Here is a 23,492-nt window from a genome sequence, read left to right as displayed (position 1 = left end):
CGTGGGCTTTCCCCTCGGAATCGCTCGGGTATTCGCCAAGGTTTTCGGAGCCTGGGACGGGCATCTGACGCTCCCTCGGCCGCCGGGGGTTAGCGTGGCGCGGTGTCCTACTTCGATGCCGCGTCCTCAGCCCCTCTGCACCCGGTGGCCCGCCAGGCCCTGGCCGCCTCCCTCGACGAGGGCTGGTCCGACCCGGCCAGGCTCTATCGCGAGGGCCGCCGGGCCCGGCTGTTGCTGGACGCGGCCCGGGAGGCGGCGGCCGAGGCGGTCGGGTGCCGGCCGGACGAGCTGGTCTTCACCCCGTCCGGGACGCACGCGGTCCACCTCGGCGTGTCGGGGGCGGTGGCGGGCCGCCGGCGGATCGGCCGGCGGGTGGTGGTCTCGGCGGTGGAGCACTCCTCGGTGCTCCACGCGGCGGGCGAGGAGGCGGTCCGGGTGCCCGTCGACCGGTACGGCCGAGTGGCGGTGTCCGACTGGGCCGGGGCGCTGGGCGAGGGGGTGGCGCTGGCCTGTCTCCAGTCGGCCAGTCATGAGGTGGGCACCGAGCAGCCGGTGGCCGAGGTGGCCGGGGTCTGCCGGGAGGCGGGGGTGCCGCTGCTGGTGGACGCCGCCCAGTCGCTGGGCTGGGGCCCGGTCGGCGGTGACTGGTCGCTGCTGACCGCGAGCGCGCACAAGTGGGGCGGCCCGGCCGGGGTGGGGCTGCTGGCGGTCCGCAAGGGGGTGCGGTTCGCGCCGCGGGGACCGGCGGACGAGCGGGAGTCGGGGCGCTCCCCCGGCTTCGAGAACATCCCGGCGATCGTCGCGGCGGCGGCCTCCCTGCGGGCGGTCCGGGCCGAGGCGCGGGAGGAGGCGGTACGGCTGCGGGCCCTGGTGGACCGGATCCGCGCCCGGGTGCCGGAGCTGGTGCCCGACGCCGAGGTGGTGGGCGACCCGGTGGGCCGGCTCCCCCATCTCGTCACCTTCTCCTGTCTCTATGCCGACGGCGAGTCCCTGCTGCACGAGCTGGACCGGGAGGGTTTCTCGGTGTCGTCGGGCTCGTCCTGCACCTCCAGCACGCTCGAACCGAGCCATGTGCTGCGGGCGATGGGGGTGCTGAGCGAGGGCAATGTCCGGGTGTCGCTGCCGCCGGGCACCCCGGCCGAGGAGGTGGACCGCTTTCTGGCGGTGCTGCCCGGGGCGGTCTCCTCGGTACGGGAGCGCCTCGGCGCGCCGGTGGGCGCGGGGGCGGCGGGCGGCGCGGAAGCGGGTCCGCCGTCGCTGGTGGTGGACACGCTGGGGAAGCGGTGTCCGATCCCGGTGATCGAGCTGGCGAAGGTGATCGGCCGGGTGCCGGTCGGCGGGACGGTGACGGTGCTCTCGGACGACGAGGCGGCCCGGCTGGACATCCCGGCGTGGTGCGGGATGCGGGGCCAGGAGTACCTGGGGGCCGAGGAGAGGGAGCGGGGCGCGGCCCATGTGGTGCGGCGCGCCGAGTAGGGCGTCTTCGACGCGGAGCCTCCCCCCGGGCCGCCGGGCCCGGGGGGAAATCGTGCGTGAGGGCGTCAGGCGAGGTGGCGCTCGACCTCGGCGCCGGCCTCTTCGCCGTAGGCCTTCTTGAAGCGGTCCATGAAGTGGGCGCGGCGGAGGGTGTACTCCTGGGTGCCCAGGGTCTCGATGACCAGAGTGGCGAGCATGCAGCCGACCTGGGCGGCGCGCTCGTGGCCCACGCCCCAGGAGAGACCCGAGAGGAAGCCCGCGCGGAAGGCGTCGCCGACTCCGGTGGGGTCGACCTTGGCGTCCTCGGCCGGGCAGCCGACCTCGATGGCCTCTTCGCCGATGCGCTCGATGCGGACTCCGCGCGAGCCGAGCGTGGTCACCCGGTGGCCGACCTTGGCGAGGATCTCGTCGTCGCTCCAGCCGGTCTTGGACTCGATGAGCCCCTTCTCGTACTCGTTGGAGAAGAGGTAGGTCGCGCCTTCCAGGAGGGTGCGGATGTCGTCGCCGCTCATCCGGGCGATCTGCTGCGAGAAGTCCGCGGCGAAGGGGATGTTCCGCGAGCGGCACTCCTCCGTGTGGCGCAGCATCGCCTCGGGGTCGTCCGCCCCGATCAGCACCAGGTCGAGCGCGCCGGTGCGCTCGACGACGGACTGGAGTTCGATGAGGCGGGCCTCGCTCATCGCGCCGGTGTAGAAGGAGCCGATCTGGTTGTGGTCGGCGTCGGTGGTGCAGACGAAGCGCGCGGTGTGCAGCACCTCGGAGATCCGCACGGATCCGGTGTCCACGCCGTGGCGGTCGAGCCAGGCGCGGTACTCGTCGAAGTCCGAGCCGGCCGCGCCGACCAGGATCGGGCCGGTGCCCAGCTGGCCCATGCCGAAGCAGATGTTCGCCGCGACACCGCCCCTGCGCACATCGAGGGTGTCGACGAGGAACGAGAGGGAGACCGTGTGCAACTGGTCGGCGACTAGCTGATCGGCGAAACGACCGGGAAAGGTCATGAGATGGTCGGTTGCGATGGAGCCGGTGACTGCGATTCGCACGGCGATGCGCTCCTGTGGCGGGGTGTGGATGACGCTTAACGCTACCCGTTCCCGGTGGGACAGCCGATGGGGCGAAACTACCCGATAGTAGGTCTTTTTACCGTGTTCCCTGGTGCGTACGGTGCAGATATGACGAACTCTCGCCGTTCCCCTGTCGTACGCGAGTCCGAATTCACTCTGTCCCAGCTGCGGGGTGACTGCGTCCGGATGGCACCCCACTGGGTGGTTCCCGCGACCGCCGCGCCCGTGCCCGTGCCCGCGTCCCGTATCCGTGGTGTAGTCGTCTCGGCGGCCTCGGCCCGGCTGGTCGACGCCATGTCCGAGTACGGCGACTGAGGGAGTTCCGCACGGCGCCGGCGCCGTCAGACGCGTCCGGGGAACCGGGCGCGCCTCTGCTCCGTCCCACCCACGCCCCGGGTCGCCGGGACGGAGACAAGGAGCGATGCGGTGAGCAGTACGGAGAACACGCACGACGGTCCACCCCGCAGGCGTCCCCGGCTGATCGCGGCCGTGGCCGCGGCGGTGCTGATCGCGGGGGGCGGCAGTGCCTACTTCGCCTCGGCGGGGTTCGGCGCGAGCGGGGACGGGGGCCGTGCGGACGCCAAGAGCGGCGCGCCGGACAGTACCCCGCCCCGGCTCGGGATCGGCTCGGGCGAGCGGGACGGCGGCAGGATCGCGCCCGGGGAGCCGGACCCCTCGGGAGGGCCCCGGTACACGGTCGAGGGCGAGCTGCCGGCCGGCCCGGAGCGGGCCCCGGTCCACCGGGCGACGGGCACGGTCTCCGGGCCCGAGGTGGCCCGGCTCGCCGAGGCGCTGGAGCTGCCGGGGACGCCTCGCTCGGCGGGCCCCCAGTGGACGATCGGGGCGAGTGGCGACGGCGCCGATCCCGTGCTCCGGGTCGACACGGCCGCGCCGGGGAGCTGGACGTACAGCCTCTCCCCCGGCGGCGACAACTGCCGGGGCGGCAAGGAGTGCCCGGAGCTCGACAGCACCGGCGACACCGGGACCCCGCCGGACGAGCGGACCGCGAAGGAGGCCGCCGCCCCGGTGCTGAAGGCGCTCGGCCAGGACGGCGCGAAGCTGGACGCGCGGCAGACGATCGGCTCGCTCCGGGTGGTCAACGCCGATCCGGTGGTCGGCGGGCTGGCGACGTACGGCTGGTCGACCGATCTCCAGATCGACGCGGACGGGCGGGTGGTGCGCGCCGCCGGCAATCTGAAGCCGCCGGTGAGGGGCGAGGAGTACCCGGTGCTCTCCGCCGCCGAGACGCTGGAGCGGCTGAACGCGGGCCCGGGCGCCGACTCCGCCGTACGGGATCCCCGCTGCGCGCCCCGGCTGCCGGGCGGCGGGGGCGGTTCGGGGCACGACGTCCCGTGCGGGCCGCGGGCCTGCGCGTCGGCGGTGCCGCTGGACGGCGGCGGGGCGGGGACGGCCGCGGTGGAGGAGGGCCCCTGCGAGGCGGGGACCGCTCCGGCCGCGCCGCCCGCCAAGAAAGTGATCAAGGTGACCGGGGCGTCCTTCGCGCTCTCCGCGCAGTACGCGGACGGGCGGCCGGTGCTGGTGCCGTCCTGGCTGTTCCGGGCGGAGCCGGGCGGCTCGATGCCCGCGTACACGGTGGCCGAGCCCGCGGTGGAGCCCGCGTTCCTGCGGGAGCCGTCGGTGCCGCCGAAGGACGTGCCCTCGCCGGAGAGCCCCTCCGCCGAGGCCCCGGCCACGGGCGACGGCCGGATCCTGTCGTACAGCGCGGAGGGACGGGCGCTGACCGTCACCTTCTGGGGCGGGGTGTGCGGCGAGTACCGGGTGACCGCCGCGGAGAGCGGCGACCGGGTGCGGGTGCGGATCATCGAGCCGGAGCAGAAGCCCGGTGAGGCCTGCATCGCCCTGGCGAAGGAGATCAGGAAGACGGTGACGCTGGAGAAGCCGCTGGGCGGTCGCGAGGTCGTGGACGCGGACAGCGGCGAGAAGGTCGCCCGGGCGTCCGGCTGACCGGATCCGACCCCAACGCCGAACGGCGGAAGGCGGCGGCCCCCTGGACCGGGGGTCGCCGCCTTCCGCCGTTCAGCGCGAGGATTTAGCTGAAGGAGTCCCCGCAGGCGCAGGATCCCGTGGCGTTGGGGTTGTCGATGGTGAAGCCCTGCTTCTCGATGGTGTCCACGAAGTCGATGGAGGCGCCGCCGAGGTAGGGAGCGCTCATCCGGTCGGTGACGACCTTGACGCCGTCGAAGTCCTTCACGACGTCGCCGTCGAGCGAACGCTCGTCGAAGAAGAGCTGGTAGCGCAGGCCGGAGCAGCCACCGGGCTGAACGGCGACGCGCAGCGCCAGATCGTCCCGGCCTTCCTGGTCCAGCAGGCCCTTGACCTTGGCCGCGGCGGCGTCGGAGAGGAGGATGCCGTCGTTCACGGTGGTGGTCTCGTCCGATACGGACATCTGCTTCATCACTCCCGGGATGGGTCTCCCCAGCGGAGGCGGGGGAATACGGAGACTGCTTGCCGACAATGGCAACCGGCTCGGCCGCGGATTCATTCCGGGGCCGGAGGCGTTCTTTCCCTTTCATGCTCGCACACCGCTCCCGCCGGGGGTGCCGCACGGCGGACCGGGGGTGCGTCACATCGACGCTATGGGCATCGTCAAAGTGACATGAAGCGGTTATGATAGATAACGTCAAATAGACGAAAAGGTCTGTACAGAAAATAGAAAGGGTGTGTGTCGTGACCACCGCCCAGACCCGTACGGAGTCGCAGGACGTGCTCGATGTACAGCCGACCCCGCTCGCTCTGCTGCTGCTCGGCCGGGAGGCCGACCCCCGCAGCGAGCGCGGCGTGGAGTGCCCCGGCGATCTGCCCTCCCCCTCCGACCCGAACCTGGTGGCGCGCGCCCGCGCCGCCAAGGAGAAGCTCGGGGAGAAGGTCTTCGTCCTGGGTCACCACTACCAGCGTGACGAGGTCATCCAGTTCGCCGATGTCACGGGCGACTCCTTCAAGCTGGCGAAGGACGCGGCGGCGCGGCCGGAGGCCGAGTACATCGTCTTCTGCGGTGTCCACTTCATGGCGGAGTCCGCGGACATCCTCACCTCCGACGACCAGAAGGTCGTGCTGCCGGACCTCGCCGCCGGCTGTTCCATGGCGGACATGGCCACGGCCGAGCAGGTCGCGGAGTGCTGGGACACGCTGACCGACGCCGGGGTGGCCGAGCAGGTCGTCCCCGTCTCGTACATGAACTCCTCGGCGGACATCAAGGCGTTCACCGGCAAGCACGGCGGCACCATCTGCACCTCGTCCAATGCCAAGCGGGCCCTGGACTGGGCCTTCGAGCAGGGCGAGAAGGTGCTCTTCCTGCCCGACCAGCACCTCGGGCGGAACACCGCGGTCCGGGACATGGGCCTCTCGCTGGACGACTGCGTCCTCTACAACCCGCACAAGCCGAACGGCGGGCTCACCGTCGAGCAGCTGCGCGCGGCCAAGATGATCCTCTGGCGCGGCCACTGCTCGGTGCACGGCCGGTTCTCGCTGGAGTCGGTCGAGGATGTGCGCGCCCGGATTCCGGGGGTGCGGGTGCTGGTCCACCCCGAGTGCAAGCACGAGGTCGTGGCGGCGGCGGACGAGGTCGGCTCGACGGAGTACATCATCAAGGCCCTGGACGCGGCTCCCGCCGGGTCGAAGTGGGCGATCGGCACCGAGCTGAACCTGGTGCGCCGGCTGGCCAACGCGCACCCCGACAAGGAGGTCGTCTTCCTCGACAAGACGGTCTGCTTCTGCTCGACCATGAACCGGATCGATCTGCCGCATCTGGTGTGGGCCCTGGAGTCGCTCGCCGAGGGCTCGCTGGTCAACCGGATCCAGGTCGACCGGGAGACCGAGAGCTTCGCGAAGCTGGCGCTGGAGCGGATGCTCGCGCTGCCGTAGGCCGTCCCTTCCGGAAAAGCGCCCGGCCCGGACCCCCCCACGGGGGGGGTCCGGGCCGGGCGTCCGTGCTCGGTCAGGCGTTGGCGGGGGCGGGCTCCGCCGCCGCCGGCGCGCCGGGGTCGCGCGGGCCGGCCGGGGGCCCGCCGCGCTTGGCGGCCTTCTTGGCCGCCCGGCGCTCCTTGCGCAGCTCGACCATCGCGTACAGCGTCGGCACCAGCAGCAGGGTCAGCAGCGTGGAGCTGATCAGACCGCCGATCACGACGACCGCCAGCGGCTTGGCGATGAAGCCGCCCTCGCCGGTGACGCCGAGCGCCATCGGCAGCAGGGCGAAGATCGTCGCCAGGGCCGTCATCAGGATCGGGCGCAGCCGGTGCCGCCCGCCCTCGACGACCGCCTCGACCACTCCGTACCCCTGGGCCCGGTACTGGTTGATCAGGTCGATCAGCACGATGGCGTTGGTGACCACGATGCCGATCAGCATCAGCATGCCGATCAGTGCCGGGACGCCCATCGGGGTGCCGGTGAGGATCAGCAGGCCGATCGCGCCGGTCGCCGCGAAGGGGATGGAGACCAGCAGGATCAGCGGCTGGATCAGCGAGCGGAAGGTGGCGACCAGCAGCATGAAGACGATCGCGATCGCCGCCAGCATCGCCAGGCCGAGCGAGCCGAAGGCCTCGTCCTGGTCCTCGGAGACACCGCCGATGGCGGCGGTCGCGCCCTCGGGGAGGTCGAGGGACTTCAGCTCGGCCTGGAGCGCGGTGGAGACCGCGCCCGTGTTGTCGCCGGTCGGCTTGGCGGTGATGGTCGCGGCGCGGGCGCCGTCGATCCGGGTCATCGAGACCGGGCCCGCCGCGAGCTTCACCTCGGCGATCTGGCCGAGCTTCACCGGGCCGAGGGGCAGCTTCCGCAGCTCCTCGATGGTCTTGGCGGGCTTGGCCGAGGTGATGACGATGTCGCGCTCGGTGTCGCCGAGCACGGCCTTGCCGGCCGGGGTGCCCCGGACCGCCTGGCCGACGGCCATGCCGAGGGCGGCCTCGCTGAAGCCCGCCTCGACGGCCTTGTCGTTGCCCTTGACCGAGATCCTGGGGATGCTCTGGGCCAGGTCGCTCTGGACGTCGGTGACATCGTCGAGTCCGGCGACCTTCTTCCGCACCGCCTCGGCGGCCTTCTGGAGGGTCTCCGGGTCGGCGGCCTTCACCACGACGCTCAGGTCCTGGTTCCCGAAGCCGTCGCCCGCCGCGATCGTGGTGTCGCCGATGCCCTTGAGCGCGCCGAGTTCGGTGTCGATGCGGTCGCGGGTCCGCTCGTAGTCGCCCGCGTCCTTCAGCGTCATCTGGTACGAGGCCTGATTGGCTCCCGTACCGCCGCCGAAGGCCGCCATGAAGCCGGAGGAACCGATGGTGACCTGGTAGTTCTCAATCGTGTCGATGCCCGCGAGGACCTTCTCGACCTTCGCGGCTGCGGCGTCGGAGGCCGCCAGGGAGGTGCCCGGGGGCAGCTCCTGCTTGATGGACATGACCTCCTGCTCGCCCTGGTCGAAGAAGTTGGTCTTCAGCAGTCCGGCCATGCCGAAGGTGCCGGCCAGGACGACGGCGGCGAGGACCACGCTGGTGATCCGGCGGCGGGTCGCGAAGCGCAGCACCGGGACGTACGCCCGCTGGAGCTTGCTGCGTTCCTCCTTCTCCTCCGCGACACGGCGGGCCTCGTCCGGGTCCATGCCGCGCACGGCCTTGGGCGCGCGGAGGAACCAGAACGAGAGCACCGGCACCACGGTCAGCGAGACCAGCAGCGAGGCCAGCAGGGCGGCGGAGACGGTGAGCGAGAACGAGCCGAACAGCTCGCCGATCATGCCGCCGGTGAGCCCGATCGGCAGGAAGACGGCGACGGTGGTCAGCGTGGAGGCGGTGACCGCTCCGGCGACCTCCTTGACCGCGGTGATGATCGCGGCCTGGCGCTCCTCGCCGTAGCCGAGGTGGCGCTTGATGTTCTCCAGGACCACGATCGAGTCGTCCACGACCCGGCCGATGGCGATGGTGAGCGCGCCCAGGGTGAGCATGTTGAGCGAGAGGTCCCGGGTCCAGAGCACGATCAGCGCGAGGACGACGGAGAGCGGGATGGAGACCGCGGTGACCAGGGTGGAGCGGAGCGAGGCGAGGAAGACCAGGATCACGATCACGGCGAAGAGCAGGCCGAGCGCGCCCTCGGTGGTGAGGCCGGAGATCGACTTGGAGACGGCCGGGCCCTGGTCGGAGACGACGCTGATCTCGGCGCCGTCGCCGAGGTCCTTGCGCAGCTCGGGCAGCTTCTCCTGGACCGCCTCGGAGATGGCGACGGCGCTGCCGTCGTTGTCCATGGTCGCGAGGACGGCGAGGCTCGGCTTGCCGTTGGTGCGGGTGAGGGAGACGGCGGTGGACGGCGTCTGCTTCACCGTGGCGATGTCGCCGAGGCGTACGGGTCCGCCCTTGGCGGGCGGCGCGGGGGCCAGGCGCAGGTTCTCGATCTGCTGGACGCTGGTGAAGCCGCCGCCGACCTGGACGGTGCGGCTCTTGCCGTCCTCGTCGAAGGAGCCGGCGGGGACGGTCGCGCCGCCCGCGTTCAGCGCCTCGGCGAGTACGGCGGTGTTCAGACCCGCCGCGGCGAGCGCCCGGTCGTCGGGGGTGACGGAGACCTGGAGGTCCTGGACGCCGTCGATGGAGACCTGGGCGACGCCCTCGATGTCCTCGATGGCGGGGACGACGGTCCGCTCCAGCTGGTCCGCGAGGGCCTGCTGGTCGTTCTCGGAGGTGACGGCGAGGACGACGGTGGGGATGTCGTCCGTGGAGCCGGCCACGACCTGGGGGTCGACGTCGTCGGGCAGCTGGGCGCGGGCCCGGTTCACCGCCTGCTGCACGTCGGCGACGAGCTGCTTGGCACCGTCCCCGTACTCGAAGCTGGCCATGATGACGGCGCTGCCCTCGCTCGCCGTGGAGGTGATCCCCTTGATGCCGTCGACAGCCTCGAGGGAGCTTTCGAGCGGCTCGACGACCTGCTTCTCGACCACATCGGGAGACGCGCCCTGGTAGGGGGCGATCACGGAGACCATCGGAAGTTCGATGGAGGGCAGAAGCTGCTGCTTGAGCTGGGGTATGGCGATCGCTCCGAAGGCGATCGCCACGATCGAGATCAGCGCTATGAGGGCGCGTTGCGACAGGCTGAATTTCGACAGCCAGGACATTGGGGACTCTCTTCTGTGGCGTGCGCGGCAGGCATGGCGGGCGGGATCGGGGCCCGCGTTTATACGATCAGCCATGAGAAGGGCCCGTCCGTCGGCCCCAGGTCCCGTTTCCTTATGCCGCTCATACCGCAACCGCAGTACACAGCGCGGGAGATTCACTCCACCCTTGGGCGGACCAGACCCGATTCATAGGCTATGACGACGAGTTGGGCGCGGTCGCGGGCGCTCAGCTTGGCCATCGCCCGGTTCACATGGGTCTTGACGGTGAGCGGGCTGACCCGGAGGCGTTCGGCGATCTCGTCGTTGGAGTGGCCCCCGGCGACCAGGACGAGCACCTCGCGTTCGCGGACGGTGAGCGCGGCGAGCCGCTGGGAGTACGCCTCGGACCGCTGGTCGTCGTCGAAGTCGCCGCCCTGGGCGAGGAATTTGGCGATCAGCCCCTTGGTGGCGGCCGGGGAGAGGAGGGCCTCGCCGCCGGCGGCGACGCGGATCGCGCTGAGCAGCTCTTCGGGTTCGGCCCCCTTGCCGAGGAAGCCGGAGGCTCCGGCGCGGAGCGACTGGACCACGTACTCGTCCACCTCGAAGGTGGTGAGCATGACGACGCGGACCCCGGCCAGCTCCGGATCTGCGGTGATCGCGCGGGTGGCGGCGAGTCCGTCCGTACCGGGCATCCGGATGTCCATCAGGACGACGTCGGCGCGTTCCGAGCGGGCGAGGGCGACGGCCTGCGCGCCGTCCGCGGCCTCGCCGACCACCTCCATGTCGGGTTCCGAGTCCACCAGGATCCGGAACGCGCTGCGCAGCAGCGTCTGGTCGTCGGCGAGCAGCACCCTGATCGTCATCCGTCGTCTCCCGTCCGGGCCGTGAGGGGCAGTATCGCCTGGATCCGGAAGCCGCCGCCGTACCGGGGGCCCGCGCTGAGGCGGCCCCCGATCGCGCCGACCCTCTCGCGCATGCCGAGGAGGCCGTGGCCGCCCTCGGTCTCCGGGGCGCTCTCCCGGGCGGTCTCCGGTACGGGGGTGAGGGCCGGGGCGTCCTCGGGGCCGCCGTCGTCGAGGACGGTGACTTCCAGGGTGCGGCCGACCCGGATGACGCTCACCTCGGCCCGGGCCCCCGGTCCCGCGTGTTTCTGCACATTGGTCAGCGCCTCCTGGATGATCCGGTACGCGGCGAGGTCGACCGCGCCGGGCGGCTGGATGCCGTCGTCGGCGCGGGCCACCTCGACCGGCAGCCCCGCCTGGCGGAAGGTGGTGACCAGTTCGTCGAGCACACCGAGGCCGGGGGCGGGTTCGGTGGGGGCCTCGGGGTCGCCGGACTGGCGGAGCAGTCCGACGGTGGCGCGGAGTTCGTTGAGGGCGGAGCGGCTGGCCTCGCGGACGTGCGAGAGGGCCTCTTTGGCCTGGTCGGGGCGTTTGTCCATGACATGGGCGGCGACGCCGGCCTGCACATTGACCAGGGCTATGTGGTGGGCGACGACGTCGTGGAGGTCGCGGGCGATCCTCAGCCGCTCCTCGGCGACACGGCGGCGGGCCTCCTCCTCGCGGGTGCGCTCGGCGCGTTCGGCGCGTTCCTTGATGGCGTCGATGAAGGCGCGGCGGCTGCGGACGGCGTCCCCGGCGGCCGCGGCCATGCCGGTCCAGGCGAAGATGCCCAGATTCTCCTGGGTGTACCAGGGGGTGGAGCCGAAGAACATCGCGCTGCCGGTGAGCCCGGTCATGGTGAGCAGTCCGACGCGCCAGGTGGTGGGCCGGTCGGTGCGGGAGGCGACGGTGTAGAGGGCGATGACCGCGCTCATGGCGACCGGGGCGGAGGGGTCGCCGAAACTCAGTTCCAGGGCGGACAGCGCGCTGGTGAAGATCAGGACGCCCATCGGGTTGCGGCGGCGCGGCACCAGCGCGACGGAGACGACGACCATCAGGAGCACGCTGCGTACGTCGGGGGTGCGGTTGCCGAACTGGGGTCCGTGCACCCCGCTGACGGCGAGCGAGCCGACGATCATGGCAACCAGCACGACGACGGCGAGCGCGCCGTCGAAGGCCATCGGGTGGGAGCGGAGCCAGCGCTGGGTGCGGGCGAGCCCGGTGGCGAGTGAGGTCACGTCGGGCAAGGTTACGGCGTGTCGCACCCGCTCCGCCGGGTGGGCGGGACGGGTGCGAACGGGTGGTGGGCGGGCAGTCCTGGTGCGGTCCCGGTGCGGCCCCGGTGGGCGGTCAGCCGGCCGGGTCCGGGATGAGGCCCTCGTCGCCGAGCATCGCCCGGACGTCCGCCAGGGTCGCGTCCGGACCCGGGAGGATCAGCCCGGACGGCTCCAGCGCGTCGTCCGGAAGAGGCTCGCCGAGGTCGTGGACCCGGTCCAGCAGAGCGGTGAGGGTCCGCCGGAAGCCCGGTTCGTCCCCCCGCTCCACCTCGGCCAGCAGCTCGTCGTCGAGCTTGTCGAGCTCGGCGAGGTGGCCGTCGGCCAGCCTCACCTGCCCCTCCCCCATGATCCGTACGATCATGACGAGTCCCTACTGCTTGTCGAAGTTGGGCCTGGTGCCGTTCCGCTGTCCCTGGGCGTCCTGGCCGGTGCCGTCGCCGCCCTCGATGGCCTGCTTCGAGGCTCCGGAGCCGCCCGCCAGCTCGGCCTTCATCCGCTGGAGCTCCAGCTCTACATCAGTACCACCGGAGATGCGATCCAGCTCGGCGGCGATGTCGTCCTTGGCCGTCCCGGTCGGGTCGTCGAGCGCGCCGGAGGCCAGCAGCTCGTCGATCGCGCCGGCCCTGGCCTGGAGCTGGGCGGTCTTGTCCTCGGCCCGCTGGATCGCCAGACCCACATCGCCCATCTCCTCGGAGATGCCGGTGAAGGCCTCGCCGATCCGGGTCTGCGCCTGGGCGGCGGTGTAGGTGGCCTTGATGGTCTCCTTCTTGGTGCGGAAGGCGTCGACCTTGGCCTGGAGCCGCTGGGCGGCCAGGGTGAGCTTCTCCTCCTCGCCCTGGAGCGTCTGGTGCTGGGTCTCCAGATCGCTGACCTGCTGCTGGAGGGCGGCACGGCGGGAGAGCGCCTCGCGCGCCAGATCCTCCCGGCCGAGCGCCAGCGCCTTGCGGCCCTGGTCCTCCAGCTTGGCGGACTGCCCCTGCAACTGGTTGAGCTGGAGTTCGAGGCGCTTGCGGGAGGTCGCCACATCGGCCACTCCCCGGCGCACCTTCTGCAACAGCTCCAACTGCTTCTGGTACGAGTAATCAAGGGTCTCGCGCGGATCCTCGGCCCGGTCCAGGGCCTTGTTCGCCTTCGCGCGGAAGATCATCCCCATACGCTTCATGACACCGCTCATGGGCTTCGCGCGCCCCCTTCTGACGGACTACAGCTTCAGCACTCCAGAACCCACAGTACGGGCCCTGCATCCATTACCGCACTGTTCGGACGCGGATGCGCTCATCCCCAAGGACGACTGCGCGGTGCCATTGATCCGGCGCAAGGAGTAGACGACCGTCAGGGAACCCCTCAGGAGACCCGGGGCAAACACGGAAGCATGACCATTTTCTCGTGGCTTTCCTTGCCCTATACCCACCTTTGTACGGTTGTCACCGGCCTGTGTACGGCTGTCACCGGCCGGATTCCGGGCCGCCGGGGGGACGGGGCGTTGCCGGATCGTTCCCCTCCGGCGTTGGGTACCCGCGCCCCACCCCGTACCCTTGGGCTTTGTGTTCCGTAGCCGTGCCAAGACAGAGAAGGTCCCCACCGACAAGGTGACGGCCGACCTCTCCCAGCAGTCCCGTGACCCCGAGGCCCCGAAGGGCCGCCCCACCCCCAAGCGGAGTGAGGCCCAGACCCAGCGCCGCCGTGCCGCCACCCAGCCGCTGGACCGCAAGGCGGCCATGCGCCGCCAGCGCGACGCCCGGCGCGCGGACCTGGCGCGGCAGCGGGAGGCGCTCGCCAGTGGTGACGAGCGCTATCTCCCGACGCGCGACAAGGGTCCGGTGCGCCGCTTCGCCCGTGATTACGTGGACTCCCGCTTCTGCGTCGCGGAATTCTTCCTGCCGCTCGCGGTGCTGATCCTGATCCTGAGCATGATCCAGGTGGGTCAGCTCCAGAACATCGCGCTGCTGATCTGGCTCGGTGTCATCGCGATGATCGTGATCGACTCGATCGGTCTGGGCCTCCGGCTGAAGAAGCAGCTGAATCTGCGCTTCCCGGACGAGCCCAAGCGCGGCGCGGTGGCCTACGGCCTGATGCGTACGCTCCAGATGCGCCGGCTCCGGCTGCCGAAGCCGCAGGTCAAGCGCGGAGAGCGGCCCTGAGTACGGAAGCTCCCGGCGCCGTGGACGCGGTGCCGGGCACCCCGGTGGCCACCCCGTTCGCCGACGGCCCCGGGGAGGCCCCCGGCGGTCTGCTGGAGGCCGTCCGGCAGGAGCTGCTCGCCCGGCGGCTCGACGAGCAGATAGCGGCCCGCTTCCCGGTGGGCCAGCGGCTGCGGATCCTCGACGTCGGCATGGGCCGGGGCGTGCAGACGCTGCGGCTGGCCCGCGCCGGGCACGAGGTCACCGGGCTGGAGTCCGACCCCGCCCTGGTCGGCGCGGCGCGGGAGGCCCTGGCGACCGAGCCCGAGGGCATCCGGGAGCGGGTCCGGCTGGTCGAGGGCGACTGCCGCGACACCGGTGTGCACTTCCTCCCCGGCGCGTTCGACGTGGTGCTCTGCCACCGTGTGCTGATGGAGTCGCAGGAACAGGACCCGGACGCCACGCTCGCCGGGATGGCCCGGATGCTCGCCCCGCGCGGGCTGCTCTCCCTCCTCGTACGGAACGCCGACGCGCTGGCCCTCGGGCCGGGGCTGGCCGGGGACTGGGACGGGGCGCTGGCCGCGCTCGACGCCGACCCCGGCACCGACCGGCGCGGCGCGGCGGTGCGCGCCGACCGGCTGGAGGCGCTCACCGCGACGCTCGCCGGGATCGCCGCCCCGCTGCACGCCTGGTACGGCGTACGGGTCTTCACCGGCTGGGGCGCGGACGCGCCCGTGCCGGACGGGGACACGCTGGAGCGGCTGCTGGCCGCCGAGGACCGGGCCGGGCGGACCGACCCGTACCGCAGGGTGGCGGCGCTGCTGCATCTGTGCGGGGCCCGGGATTCCTGAAGTCCCGTCCGCCCCACCGGTGATTTCGGTGATTTCCGCGAGGGAGTCAGGCAACGGCGGCTCCCTCGCGTCCCCCCTCAAGTGAGCAGAGCAGAGATCCCGGCCCAGACCGCCGAGAAGAACGAGACGACGACCGAGAAGAACGGCCCCACGACCCCGGGGCTCTCCGCCGGGGAGACCTGGCGGGCGCTGTACGCCCACTTCCGTCCCCACCGCGGACTGGTCGCGCTCGGCGCGGTCTTCGCGCTGGTCGGCGCGGTCACCGGGCTGATGCAGCCGCTGGCCGCCAAGGAACTGGTGGACCGCCTCAGCCAGGACGAGTCGGTCACCGGGATCCTGATCGCGCTCACCGCGCTGGTGGTGCTCGGCACGGTGATCGAGGCGACCGGCGGATACATCCTGAGCCGTACCGCCGAATCCGTGGTGCTGGCCGCCCGCCGCACCCTGATCGGACGGCTGCTGCGGCTCAAGCTGCCGGAGATGGAACGGTCCCAGCCCGGCGATCTGATGTCCCGGATCTCCTCGGACACGACCCTGCTGCGCGCGGTCACCACCCAGTCGATCGTCGCGGCGGGCACCGGCGGTCTCACCGCCGTCGCCACCGTCGTGATGATGGGCATGATGGACATGGTGCTGCTCGGCGTCACCCTCGGGGTGATCGTGCTGATCGGCGGGTGCGTCGGCCTCGTGATGCCGAAGATCGCCCAGGCCGCCACCCGCTCGCAGGAGGCCGTCGGCGAGATCTCCACCCGGCTGGAGCGGGCCTTCGGGGCCTTCCGCACCCTCAAGGCGTCCGGCGCGGAGGAGCGCGAGACCGCGATCATCGGCGCGGCGGCCGAGGACGCGTGGCGGCACGGCGTCCGCTCCGCGAAGTGGGAGTCGGTGGCCTGGTCCTCGGTGGGGCTCGCGGTGCAGGTCTCCTTCCTCGCGGTGCTCGGCATCGGCGGGGCGCGGGTGGCCTCCGGTGCGATCTCCGTCTCGACGCTGGTCGCGTTCCTGCTCTTCCTCTTCTATCTGATCGACCCGGTGTCCAAGCTGGTGGAGGCGGCGACCCAGTACCAGGAGGGCTCGGCGGCCATCGCGCGGATCGTGGAGGCGGAGCGCCTGGAGACGGAGGAGACCGAGAGCACGGAGGAGACCGAGAGCGCCGAGAGCACCGGGCGGACCACCCCGGCGGGGAAGACCGGGCAGGCGGCTTCGGTCGCGTTCGAGAACGTCTCCTTCCGCTACCGGGACGATCTTCCGCCGGTCCATCACGGGGTCTCCTTCGAGGTGCCCGGCGCGGGGATGACCGCGTTCGTCGGCCCCTCGGGGGCCGGCAAGACGACCGTGTTCGGGCTGATCGAGCGGTTCTACGAGGCCGACGGCGGCCGGATCCTGATCGACGGCCGGGATGTGCGCGACTGGCCGACCGCCGAGCTGCGCGCGTCCATCGGATATGTGGAGCAGGACGCCCCGGTGCTGGCCGGAACGCTCCGGGAGAATCTGGTCTTCGCCTCGCCGGACGCCACGGACGGGCAGATCCGCGAGGTGCTCGTACGGGCCAGGCTCGACGCGCTGGTCGACCGGCTGCCGGAGGGGCTGGACACGGTGGTGGGACACCGGGGCTCCAAGCTCTCCGGCGGCGAGCGCCAGCGGGTGGCGATAGCGCGGGCGCTGCTGCGGCGGCCCCGGCTGCTGCTGCTCGACGAGGCGACCAGCCAGCTGGACGCGGTCAATGAGATGGCGCTGCGGGACGTGGTCGCGGAGGTGTCGCGGGAGGTGACGGTGCTGGTGGTGGCGCACCGGCTGTCGACGGTGACCCTGGCGGACCGGATCGTGGTGATGGACGCCGGGCGGGTGCGCGCGGTGGGGACGCACCAGGAGCTGGTGGCGGGCGATCCGCTGTACGGGGAGCTGGCGGCGACGCAGTTCCTGGCGACGGTGCCCGAGAGCGCGGTCTGAACCGCCGGTCGTCGGATCTCCGCAGCCGGATGTCCGTAGACACCGAGGGGTCCCGGTCACCGGTTCGGCGGCGCCCAACATGCCGACATACAGGGGCGAAAGGGATACTCCGGTCATGGAGATATCCCCTCGCCCCCTCTCGCGCGGCACCGCCCGCCGCGGTCTCCGGCGGCGGCTGCTGCCGTCGGCCGCGGGGGTCTGTGCGGCGGCGGTCCTCATCGGCGGCTGCTCGGGCACTCCCGCGCCGGAGCGCACCGAGGCGTCCTCGTGGCAGCGGATGGAGAGTTCGACCCGGGCGGCCCCGCCCTCCTCGGTGAACGAGCTCCAGACCGACTACGAGACCGTCATCAAGAACGTGCTGCCGTCCGTGGTGCAGATCGAGGCCGGGAACAGCCTGGGGTCGGGCATCGTCTACGACAGCAAGGGCCATGTGATCACCAACGCCCATGTGGTGGGCGAAGGGCGGTCGTTCCTGGTCACCGTCGCGACGGGCGAGGAACCGCTGACCGCGAAGCTCGTCTCCTCCTACCCGGAGCAGGACCTGGCGGTCATCAAGCTGGAACGGGTTCCCGCCGGGCTGAAGCCCGCGGCCTTCGGCGACTCGTCGAAGGTGGCCGTGGGGCAGATCGTCCTCGCCATGGGGTCGCCGCTCGGGCTGTCCAGCAGCGTGACGCAGGGGATCGTCTCCGGGATCGGCCGCACGGTGAGCGAGAGCGCCACCGACGGCGGGACCGGCGCGACGATCGGGAACATGGTGCAGACGTCCGCCGCGATCAACCCCGGGAACAGCGGGGGCGCGCTGGTCAATCTGGACAGCGAGGTGATCGGGATCCCCACCCTGGCGGCGACCGATCCGGAGCTGGGCGAGGGGGCCGCGCCCGGGATCGGGTTCGCGATCCCCGTGTCGATGGTGACGACGGTCGCCGACCAGATCATCCAGAACGGGAAGGTCACCCACTCGGGACGGGCCGCGCTGGAGATCACCGCGCGGACCGTGCTCGACGACAGCTACCAGCCCGCCGGGGCGGCGGTGGTGGAGGTCGTGAAGGGCGGGGCGGCGGACAAGGCGGGGCTGCGGGCCGGCGACATCATCACCAAGGTGGGGTCGTCGGAGATCACGTCGATCACCGGGCTGGCGGAGGCGCTGGCGTCGGACGAGCCGGGGGAGAAGGTGGTGGTGGGGTATGTGCGGGACGGGGAGGAGAGGACGGCGGAGGTGACGCTGGGAGAAGTCTGAGAGCCTGGGGCTCTCGGGGACCCGGTGTCATGGTGCGGGCCGTTGTCGGGGGCGCTGCCCCCGAACCCCCGCGCCTCAAACTCCCCCTGGCTTCGCAGGGAGTGGACCGAGCGAGGCTTCATTTATTGGCCCAGCCCCCAACAGTGGGGGGCCGGGCCGGAGCAGGAGAGGGTTACTCGGCGGTGTGGAGGCTCATGGGGCCGTAGATCCGGGTGGCGTCCTCGGAGAGGGTGACCTGGTCGGCGCCGCCGTCGCGGAGGTCTTTCCAGTGCTCACCGATCCAGGACTCGGCGTCTCCTTGTGTGGTGAACTCCTCCGGCTCGACCGCCGGCTGGACCTTTGTCCCGTCGGACTTCTCGAACTGCCACGTCCATGCCATGTCCGCCTCCTTGGGGGTCTGAGGTGATCTCTGTCCCGCACGCAGCGTAGCCGGGGGCGCGGGGGGCGCGGGGAAGCGGGAGGATCAGGGTGTGGAACTGACACTGCTCGGTACCGGCGCCCCGGCCGGTCTCCCCCGGCCCGACTGCCCGTGCGCCGTGTGCGCCGCCGCTCGCGGGCCCGGGGCGCGGGCCGCGACCGCGCTGCTGGTGGACGGGGCGCTGCTGCTGGATCTGACGCCGGGGGCGGCGCTGGCCGCCGCGCGGGCCGGACATTCGCTCGTGGGGGTACGGCAGGTGCTGCTGACGCATCCGCACGACGGGCCGGCCGTGGATGTGCCGGCGGGGCTGCCGTCGGCGGGCCGGGTGCCGGACGGGCGGGTGCTGACGCTGATCAGCGGGCACCGGGTGCGGGCCGTGGCGATGGACAATCCGGGGACGGGGTACGAGGTGACCTCGCCGGAGGGCGACCGGCTGCTGTATCTGCCGCCGGGCGGCGCGCCCGCCGGGCTGGCGGAGGGGCTGGCGGCGTACGAGATGGTGGTCGCGGACGTGGTGGGCCGGCCGGACGCGATCGCCAGGCTGCGCGCGTCGGGGGCGATCGGGGCGACGACCGATCTCATCGCGGTGCACATCGACCACGATGTGCCCGGGGGGCCGGAGCTGGACCGCAGGCTGGCCGCCGCCGGGGCGCGCACCGTGCCCGACGGCACCACGCTGATCGTCGGCGAGTACCACGCGGTGCCCGACGTACCGCGCCGGACACTGGTGACCGGCGGGGCCCGCTCGGGGAAGTCGGTGGAGGCCGAACGCAGGCTGGAGGCCTTCCCCGATGTGCTGTACGTGGCGACCGGCGGCCGGCGCGAGGGCGACGCGGAGTGGGCGGACCGGGTGGAGCTGCACCGGGAGCGGCGGCCCGGGTCCTGGCGTACCTCCGAGACCTGCGAGCTGGCCCCGCTGCTCGCCGAGGACGGCTCCCCGCTGCTGATCGACTGTCTCTCGCTCTGGCTCACCGACGCGATGGATCGGGCCGGCGCGTGGGACGACGAGGAGTGGCGGGCCCGGGGGGAGCGCGCCCTGCGGGAGCGGGTCGCCGAGCTGATCGCCGCCGTGCGGCAGAGCCCGCGCACGGTGGTGGCGGTGACCAACGAGGCGGGCTCGGGGGTGGTGCCGGCGACCGCGTCGGGCCGCCGCTTCCGGGACGAGCTGGGCCGGCTCAACGCGGCCTTCGCGGCCGAGTGCGAACAGGTGCTGCTGGTGGTCGCCGGGCAGGCTCTGGTACTCCGGAACTGAGCCCGCGCGCACCCGGTACTGTTCGGCGAATGAGCAGGCTGAATCTCGATGACTTCTCCGAACTGATCGAGCGTCCCGACAGCGGTGTCCGGCGGGACGCCGAGGAACGCAGAGAGCGGCTGACCGTGCCGCCCGGCGCGCTCGGCCGGCTCGACGAGCTGGGCGAATGGCTGTCGGCCGCCCAGGCGTCGGTGCCGGTGAAGCCCGTCGGGCAGCCGAAGGTGCTGCTGTTCGCCGGTGACCACGGGGTCGCCGGTCTCGGCGTCTCCGGCCGGGCGGCGGGCACGGCGCATCTGCTGGTCCGCGCCGTGCTCGACGGCGCGAGCCCGGTGGCCGTGCTGGCCAGGACCGCCGGTGTGCCGGTGCGGATCGTGGACGCCGGGCTGGACTGCGATCCGGCGCTGCTGCCCGAGGAGATCGTCCGCCACCGGGTGCGGCGCGGCAGCGGGCGGATCGACGTCGAGGACGCGCTGAGCGCGGACGAGGCCGAGCGGGCGGTGCGGCTGGGGATGGCCCTCGCCGACGAGGAGGCCGACTCCGGGACCGATCTGATCGTTCTGGGCGATCTGAGCGTCGGCGGCACCACCCCCGCGTCGGCGCTGATCGCCGCGCTCTGCGGCACCGACGCCTCGGTGGTCACCGGGCGGGGCGGCGCGGGCATCGACGATCTGGCGTGGATGCGCAAGTGCGCGGCGATCAGGGACACGCTGCGCAGGGCCCGGCCGGTCCTCGGCGATCAGCTGGAGCTGCTGGCGGCGGCGGGCGGCGCGGATCTGGCGGCCATGACCGGCTTTCTGCTCCAGAGCGCGGTGCGCCGGATGCCGGTGATCCTGGACGGGGTGGTCTCGGCCGCGTGCGCGCTGGTCGCTCAGCGGGCGGCGTTCCGTGCGCCGGACTGGTGGCTGGCGGGGCAGCTGAGCGGTGAGCCGGCGCAGGCCAAGGCGCTGGACCGGATGGCGCTCAACCCGCTGCTGGACCACGGCGTCACTGTGGGGGAAGGGACCGGGGCGCTGCTCGCGCTCCCCCTCGTCCGGGCGGCGGCCGCGCTGGGGGCCGAGCTGCCGGAGCGTCCTGCTCCGGAACCGGCGAAGGAGCAGGAGCAGGAGCAGGAGCAGGAAACGGAACCGGGGTCCGACGCGGCTTCGGCTCCGACGGGGATCGACACGGACTGACGGACACGTCGGTACGGCCGCCGCCGGTCCGGTGGCGGCCGTACCCTCACCTCTCACGCCCAGCGATGCCCCATATCATCGCATTTCATGGGAGAGGTCCGTTTGTCCAGCAACTCGCAGCCCGCGCCCGGCCCCGCCGCCCGGAGCACCGCCCGCTCCCGGCGCGCCGCCTCCTTCGCCGTCTGGTACCTGCGCGGGGCGGCGTTCATCAATGTCCTGAGCGCCGTCTGGGTCTCGCTCGGCCAGGACCTGCGCCGCCACAACGTGGACGAGTACTTCACCCCGTACCTGCTCACCGCCGGTTTCGCCTCCGGTGTCCTCGCCCTCTTCCTCGCGGTCACCATGCGCCGCCGCAAGCGGGCCGCCTGGATCCTCAACCTGGTGCTCGGCGGCGGCTTCCTGCTGCTCTTCGCCCTCGCCCTGGCACTTGAGGACGGCTTCCGCCGGCATCCGCAGAACTGGGTCTCACTGGCCCTGACCGCCGCCTTCGTCGCCTCCCTGCTGCTGGGCCGGCGGGAGTTCTACGCGATCGGCGACCGCTCCAACCCCAAGCTCGCGGCGGCCGTCGCCACCGTCGGACTGCTGGTCACCTCACTGCTGGCGGCCCTGCTGGTCACCGTCACGAACACCGCCGACACCGGCTCCACCTTCCTGGAGCGCTGGCGGTACGGGGTGCTCCGGCTGATCTCGCTCGCGGCCAACGACAACCACATCACCGGCATCGAGACCCCGGGCTGGGTCGACGTCGTCATCAACACCGCCTCCACCGCGCTGCTGCTCGCCGTGGGGTACGCGGCCTTCCGCTCCCGCCGTACCGTCGATCCGCTCACCGAGGAGGACGAGGAGCGGCTGCGCGCCCTGCTCGCCCGGCACGGCGAGCGCGACTCGCTGGGCTATTTCGCGCTGCGCCGCGAGAAGAGCGTGGTGTGGTCCCCCACCGGGAAGGCCGCCGTCGCCTACCGGGTGGTCGGCGGGGTGAGTCTCGCCTCCGGCGATCCGATCGGCGACCCGGAGGCCTGGCCGGGCGCGATCGAGCCCTGGCTCGCCCAGGCGCGCGAGCACGGCTGGTCCCCGGCCGTGATGGGGGCGAGCGAGGAGGCCGGCACCGTCTACGCCCGGCACGGTCTCGACGCGCTGGAGCTGGGCGACGAGGCGATCGTGGAGATCGCCGAGTTCACCCTGGAGGGGCGGGCCATGCGGACCGTGCGCCAGGCGTACAACCGGGTGCGGCGCGCCGGGTACGAGGTGCGCGTCCGCCGCCACGAGGAGATCCCGGCCGAGGAGATGGCGGTGCTCCTCGAACGCGCCGACGACTGGCGCGACGGGGAGACCGAGCGCGGCTTCTCCATGGCGCTCGGACGGCTGGGCGACCCCGGGGACGGCCGCTGTGTGATGCTCGAATGCACCGACGGCGAGGGCGTCCTGCGGGCCGTGCTGAGCTTTGTGCCCTGGGGCCCCGGCGGGCTCTCGCTCGATCTGATGCGGCGTGACCGGGACTCCGAGAACGGCCTGATGGAGTTCATGGTCATCGAACTGCTCCAGCGGGCGGGCGGACTCGGGGTCACCCAGGTCTCACTGAACTTCGCGATGTTCCGCTCGGTCTTCGAACGCGGCTCCCGGCTCGGCGCGGGCCCGGTGCTGCGGCTCTGGCGCTCGCTGCTCGGCTTCTTCTCCCGCTGGTGGCAGATCGAGTCGCTCTACCGCGCCAACGCCAAGTACCGGCCCATCTGGGAGCCCCGCTTCCTGCTCTTCGAGAAGAGCGCCGACCTGCTGCGCATCGGGGTGGCGGCGGGCCGCGCCGAAGGCTTCCTGGAGGCCCCCGGCCTGCCGAAGTGGCTGCACCGCAGACATCTGGGGACCCGGCGCTGAACCGAGGAGGCTTCGGGAGAGGCCGTCACTCCCGGGCGGCGGGCGGGTCGGGCGTACCGCCGAGCAGATTCTGGAACCGGCGGCGGGGCCCGTCCCAGCGGCGGTCGTGGCGGTAGGCGCGCAGCAGCGCCCTGGCCCGGGCCCGCGGCCGGGAGCGGTAGCAGCGGCGGGCCCACGGCGAGCCGGGGCGGGCCAGCCGGAGCGCGCCGAAGAGGGCCACGAAGGGGACGAGCGTGCCGATGATCGCCGTTCTCGGCCTGCCCTTGGCCAGGGTGATCAGCACGAGAAGGAAGTTGAGGCCCAGGGTGAGGGCGAGGTTCGCGCGGTCCTGGCGCTCGGCGGGGCTGAGCGAGTCGACGTCGAGCGGGGAGAAGCCGCTGAGCACCAGCAGGACGAGGGCGGCGGTGAGGACGACGACCTCCACGCTCTGGCGGCCCTGTTCGGTCCAGTAGACGTCGTCGATGTGGACGATCAGCGCGAACTCGTCCAGGAGCAGGCCCGCGCCGATCCCGAAGACGACCGCGCAGAGGGCGGCGGTGACCCCCTGCCGTCCGCTGCCCACCGCGCCGAAGCCGCCGACGACGGTGAGCACCACCCCGGGCACCGCGTGGTGGATGTGGGTCCCGCCCGCGGTGATGTCACGGAAGGGGCCGATGCCCGCCCTGATCAGCCGGGTGATGGTGCGGGTGATGAGGAAGGTGAGGACGAAGGAGGCGAGGGCGAGCAGCAACGGAAGCTTCCCCGCCTCGGTGATGTTCTCCTGGAACCAGCGCCCCATAGCGAAATGCCCCCTTGTGAAAGGTATGCGCAATTTACCGCTTGTGGGGGGAGAGGGGCGGGCTACGCTTCGCCGGTGGAC

The 23,492-nt window shown here is 72.3% G+C and carries 20 protein-coding genes; 11 read left to right on the top strand and 9 right to left on the bottom strand.

The genetic code is table 11. The annotated features are described in order from the left end of the window. Window positions 1-102 precede the first annotated feature (102 nt). On the top strand, window positions 103-1,476 hold the full coding sequence (locus tag ABD371_RS10455) for a cysteine desulfurase/sulfurtransferase TusA family protein (RefSeq protein WP_344475193.1): 1,374 nt from the start codon (window positions 103-105) through the stop codon (window positions 1,474-1,476). Window positions 1,477-1,541: 65 nt separating this feature from the next. On the opposite strand, the gene ABD371_RS10450 is transcribed toward ABD371_RS10455, so the two are convergent. Beyond that, window positions 1,542-2,516: a carbohydrate kinase family protein gene (locus tag ABD371_RS10450; RefSeq protein ID WP_344475191.1), complete on the bottom strand. Its 975-nt coding sequence runs from the start codon at window positions 2,514-2,516 to the stop codon at window positions 1,542-1,544. A 129-nt stretch (window positions 2,517-2,645) separates the two neighbouring features. Between ABD371_RS10450 and ABD371_RS10445 the strand changes: the two genes are divergently transcribed. Next, window positions 2,646-2,852, top strand: a complete 207-nt coding sequence (locus ABD371_RS10445) for a hypothetical protein (RefSeq protein ID WP_190121778.1) — start codon at window positions 2,646-2,648, stop codon at window positions 2,850-2,852. Between the two features lie 111 nt (window positions 2,853-2,963). After that, a complete protein-coding gene (locus ABD371_RS10440; protein WP_344475189.1) occupies window positions 2,964-4,502 on the top strand; it encodes a hypothetical protein in 1,539 nt (512 codons plus the stop codon). A gap of 85 nt (window positions 4,503-4,587) precedes the next feature. Here ABD371_RS10440 and ABD371_RS10435 read toward each other — a convergent pair whose 3' ends face one another. Continuing rightward, window positions 4,588-4,944: a HesB/IscA family protein gene (locus tag ABD371_RS10435; RefSeq protein WP_190121780.1), complete on the bottom strand. Its 357-nt coding sequence runs from the start codon at window positions 4,942-4,944 to the stop codon at window positions 4,588-4,590. A 281-nt stretch (window positions 4,945-5,225) separates the two neighbouring features. On the opposite strand from ABD371_RS10435, the gene nadA reads away from it, so the two are divergent. Then, window positions 5,226-6,419 carry a quinolinate synthase NadA gene (gene nadA / locus ABD371_RS10430; RefSeq protein WP_344475186.1) on the top strand — a complete coding sequence of 398 codons (1,194 nt, stop codon included), beginning with the start codon at window positions 5,226-5,228 and terminating at the stop codon, window positions 6,417-6,419. Between the two features lie 73 nt (window positions 6,420-6,492). On the opposite strand, the gene ABD371_RS10425 is transcribed toward nadA, so the two are convergent. The 5 genes from ABD371_RS10425 to ABD371_RS10405 all read right to left on the bottom strand — a co-directional run bounded on the left by ABD371_RS10425 (window position 6,493) and on the right by ABD371_RS10405 (window position 12,932). After that, window positions 6,493-9,633, bottom strand: a complete 3,141-nt coding sequence (locus ABD371_RS10425) for an efflux RND transporter permease subunit (RefSeq protein ID WP_344475184.1) — start codon at window positions 9,631-9,633, stop codon at window positions 6,493-6,495. A gap of 155 nt (window positions 9,634-9,788) precedes the next feature. Beyond that, a complete protein-coding gene (locus ABD371_RS10420; RefSeq protein ID WP_344475182.1) occupies window positions 9,789-10,475 on the bottom strand; it encodes a response regulator in 687 nt (228 codons plus the stop codon). After that, window positions 10,472-11,731, bottom strand: a complete 1,260-nt coding sequence (locus ABD371_RS10415; RefSeq protein ID WP_344475180.1) for a sensor histidine kinase — start codon at window positions 11,729-11,731, stop codon at window positions 10,472-10,474. Before ABD371_RS10415 ends, ABD371_RS10420 begins: the two co-directional genes overlap by 4 nt. Before the next feature lie 112 nt (window positions 11,732-11,843). Then, window positions 11,844-12,131 (bottom strand): PspA-associated protein PspAA, encoded by a 288-nt coding sequence (gene pspAA / locus ABD371_RS10410; protein WP_344475178.1) that lies wholly within the window; start codon window positions 12,129-12,131, stop codon window positions 11,844-11,846. A gap of 9 nt (window positions 12,132-12,140) precedes the next feature. Then, window positions 12,141-12,932 carry a PspA/IM30 family protein gene (locus tag ABD371_RS10405; protein WP_344475176.1) on the bottom strand — a complete coding sequence of 264 codons (792 nt, stop codon included), beginning with the start codon at window positions 12,930-12,932 and terminating at the stop codon, window positions 12,141-12,143. Between the two features lie 382 nt (window positions 12,933-13,314). Between ABD371_RS10405 and ABD371_RS10400 the strand changes: the two genes are divergently transcribed. From ABD371_RS10400 to ABD371_RS10385, 4 genes are all read left to right on the top strand, one after another. After that, window positions 13,315-13,911 carry a DUF3043 domain-containing protein gene (locus ABD371_RS10400; protein ID WP_344475174.1) on the top strand — a complete coding sequence of 199 codons (597 nt, stop codon included), beginning with the start codon at window positions 13,315-13,317 and terminating at the stop codon, window positions 13,909-13,911. A gap of 89 nt (window positions 13,912-14,000) precedes the next feature. Beyond that, window positions 14,001-14,741, top strand: a complete 741-nt coding sequence (locus ABD371_RS10395; protein ID WP_344475745.1) for a class I SAM-dependent methyltransferase — start codon at window positions 14,001-14,003, stop codon at window positions 14,739-14,741. Between the two features lie 81 nt (window positions 14,742-14,822). Next, window positions 14,823-16,685 (top strand): ABC transporter ATP-binding protein, encoded by a 1,863-nt coding sequence (locus ABD371_RS10390; protein ID WP_381733428.1) that lies wholly within the window; start codon window positions 14,823-14,825, stop codon window positions 16,683-16,685. Window positions 16,686-16,800: 115 nt separating this feature from the next. Beyond that, window positions 16,801-17,922, top strand: a complete 1,122-nt coding sequence (locus ABD371_RS10385; protein ID WP_344475172.1) for a S1C family serine protease — start codon at window positions 16,801-16,803, stop codon at window positions 17,920-17,922. Window positions 17,923-18,094: 172 nt separating this feature from the next. Here the strand turns inward: ABD371_RS10385 and ABD371_RS10380 are convergent, their stop codons facing one another. After that, entirely contained in the window at window positions 18,095-18,301 is a 207-nt protein-coding gene (locus tag ABD371_RS10380; protein WP_344475170.1) for a hypothetical protein, read from the bottom strand. A 91-nt stretch (window positions 18,302-18,392) separates the two neighbouring features. Between ABD371_RS10380 and ABD371_RS10375 the strand changes: the two genes are divergently transcribed. From ABD371_RS10375 to ABD371_RS10365, 3 genes are all read left to right on the top strand, one after another. After that, window positions 18,393-19,592: a bifunctional adenosylcobinamide kinase/adenosylcobinamide-phosphate guanylyltransferase gene (locus ABD371_RS10375; protein ID WP_344475168.1), complete on the top strand. Its 1,200-nt coding sequence runs from the start codon at window positions 18,393-18,395 to the stop codon at window positions 19,590-19,592. Between the two features lie 38 nt (window positions 19,593-19,630). Continuing rightward, window positions 19,631-20,764, top strand: a complete 1,134-nt coding sequence (gene cobT / locus ABD371_RS10370) for a nicotinate-nucleotide--dimethylbenzimidazole phosphoribosyltransferase (RefSeq protein WP_344475741.1) — start codon at window positions 19,631-19,633, stop codon at window positions 20,762-20,764. 87 nt (window positions 20,765-20,851) lie between these two features. After that, window positions 20,852-22,633 (top strand): phosphatidylglycerol lysyltransferase domain-containing protein, encoded by a 1,782-nt coding sequence (locus tag ABD371_RS10365; RefSeq protein ID WP_344475166.1) that lies wholly within the window; start codon window positions 20,852-20,854, stop codon window positions 22,631-22,633. Between the two features lie 25 nt (window positions 22,634-22,658). Here ABD371_RS10365 and ABD371_RS10360 read toward each other — a convergent pair whose 3' ends face one another. Beyond that, entirely contained in the window at window positions 22,659-23,411 is a 753-nt protein-coding gene (locus tag ABD371_RS10360) for a hypothetical protein (RefSeq protein WP_344475164.1), read from the bottom strand. Window positions 23,412-23,492 lie beyond the last annotated feature (81 nt).

This window comes from Streptomyces amakusaensis, from assembly GCF_039532665.1.
Taxonomy (GTDB): Bacteria; Actinomycetota; Actinomycetes; order Streptomycetales; family Streptomycetaceae; genus Streptomyces; species Streptomyces amakusaensis.
The sequence above is the reverse complement of the archived record's forward strand: the minus strand, read 5'-3'. Positions and strand labels throughout refer to the sequence as shown.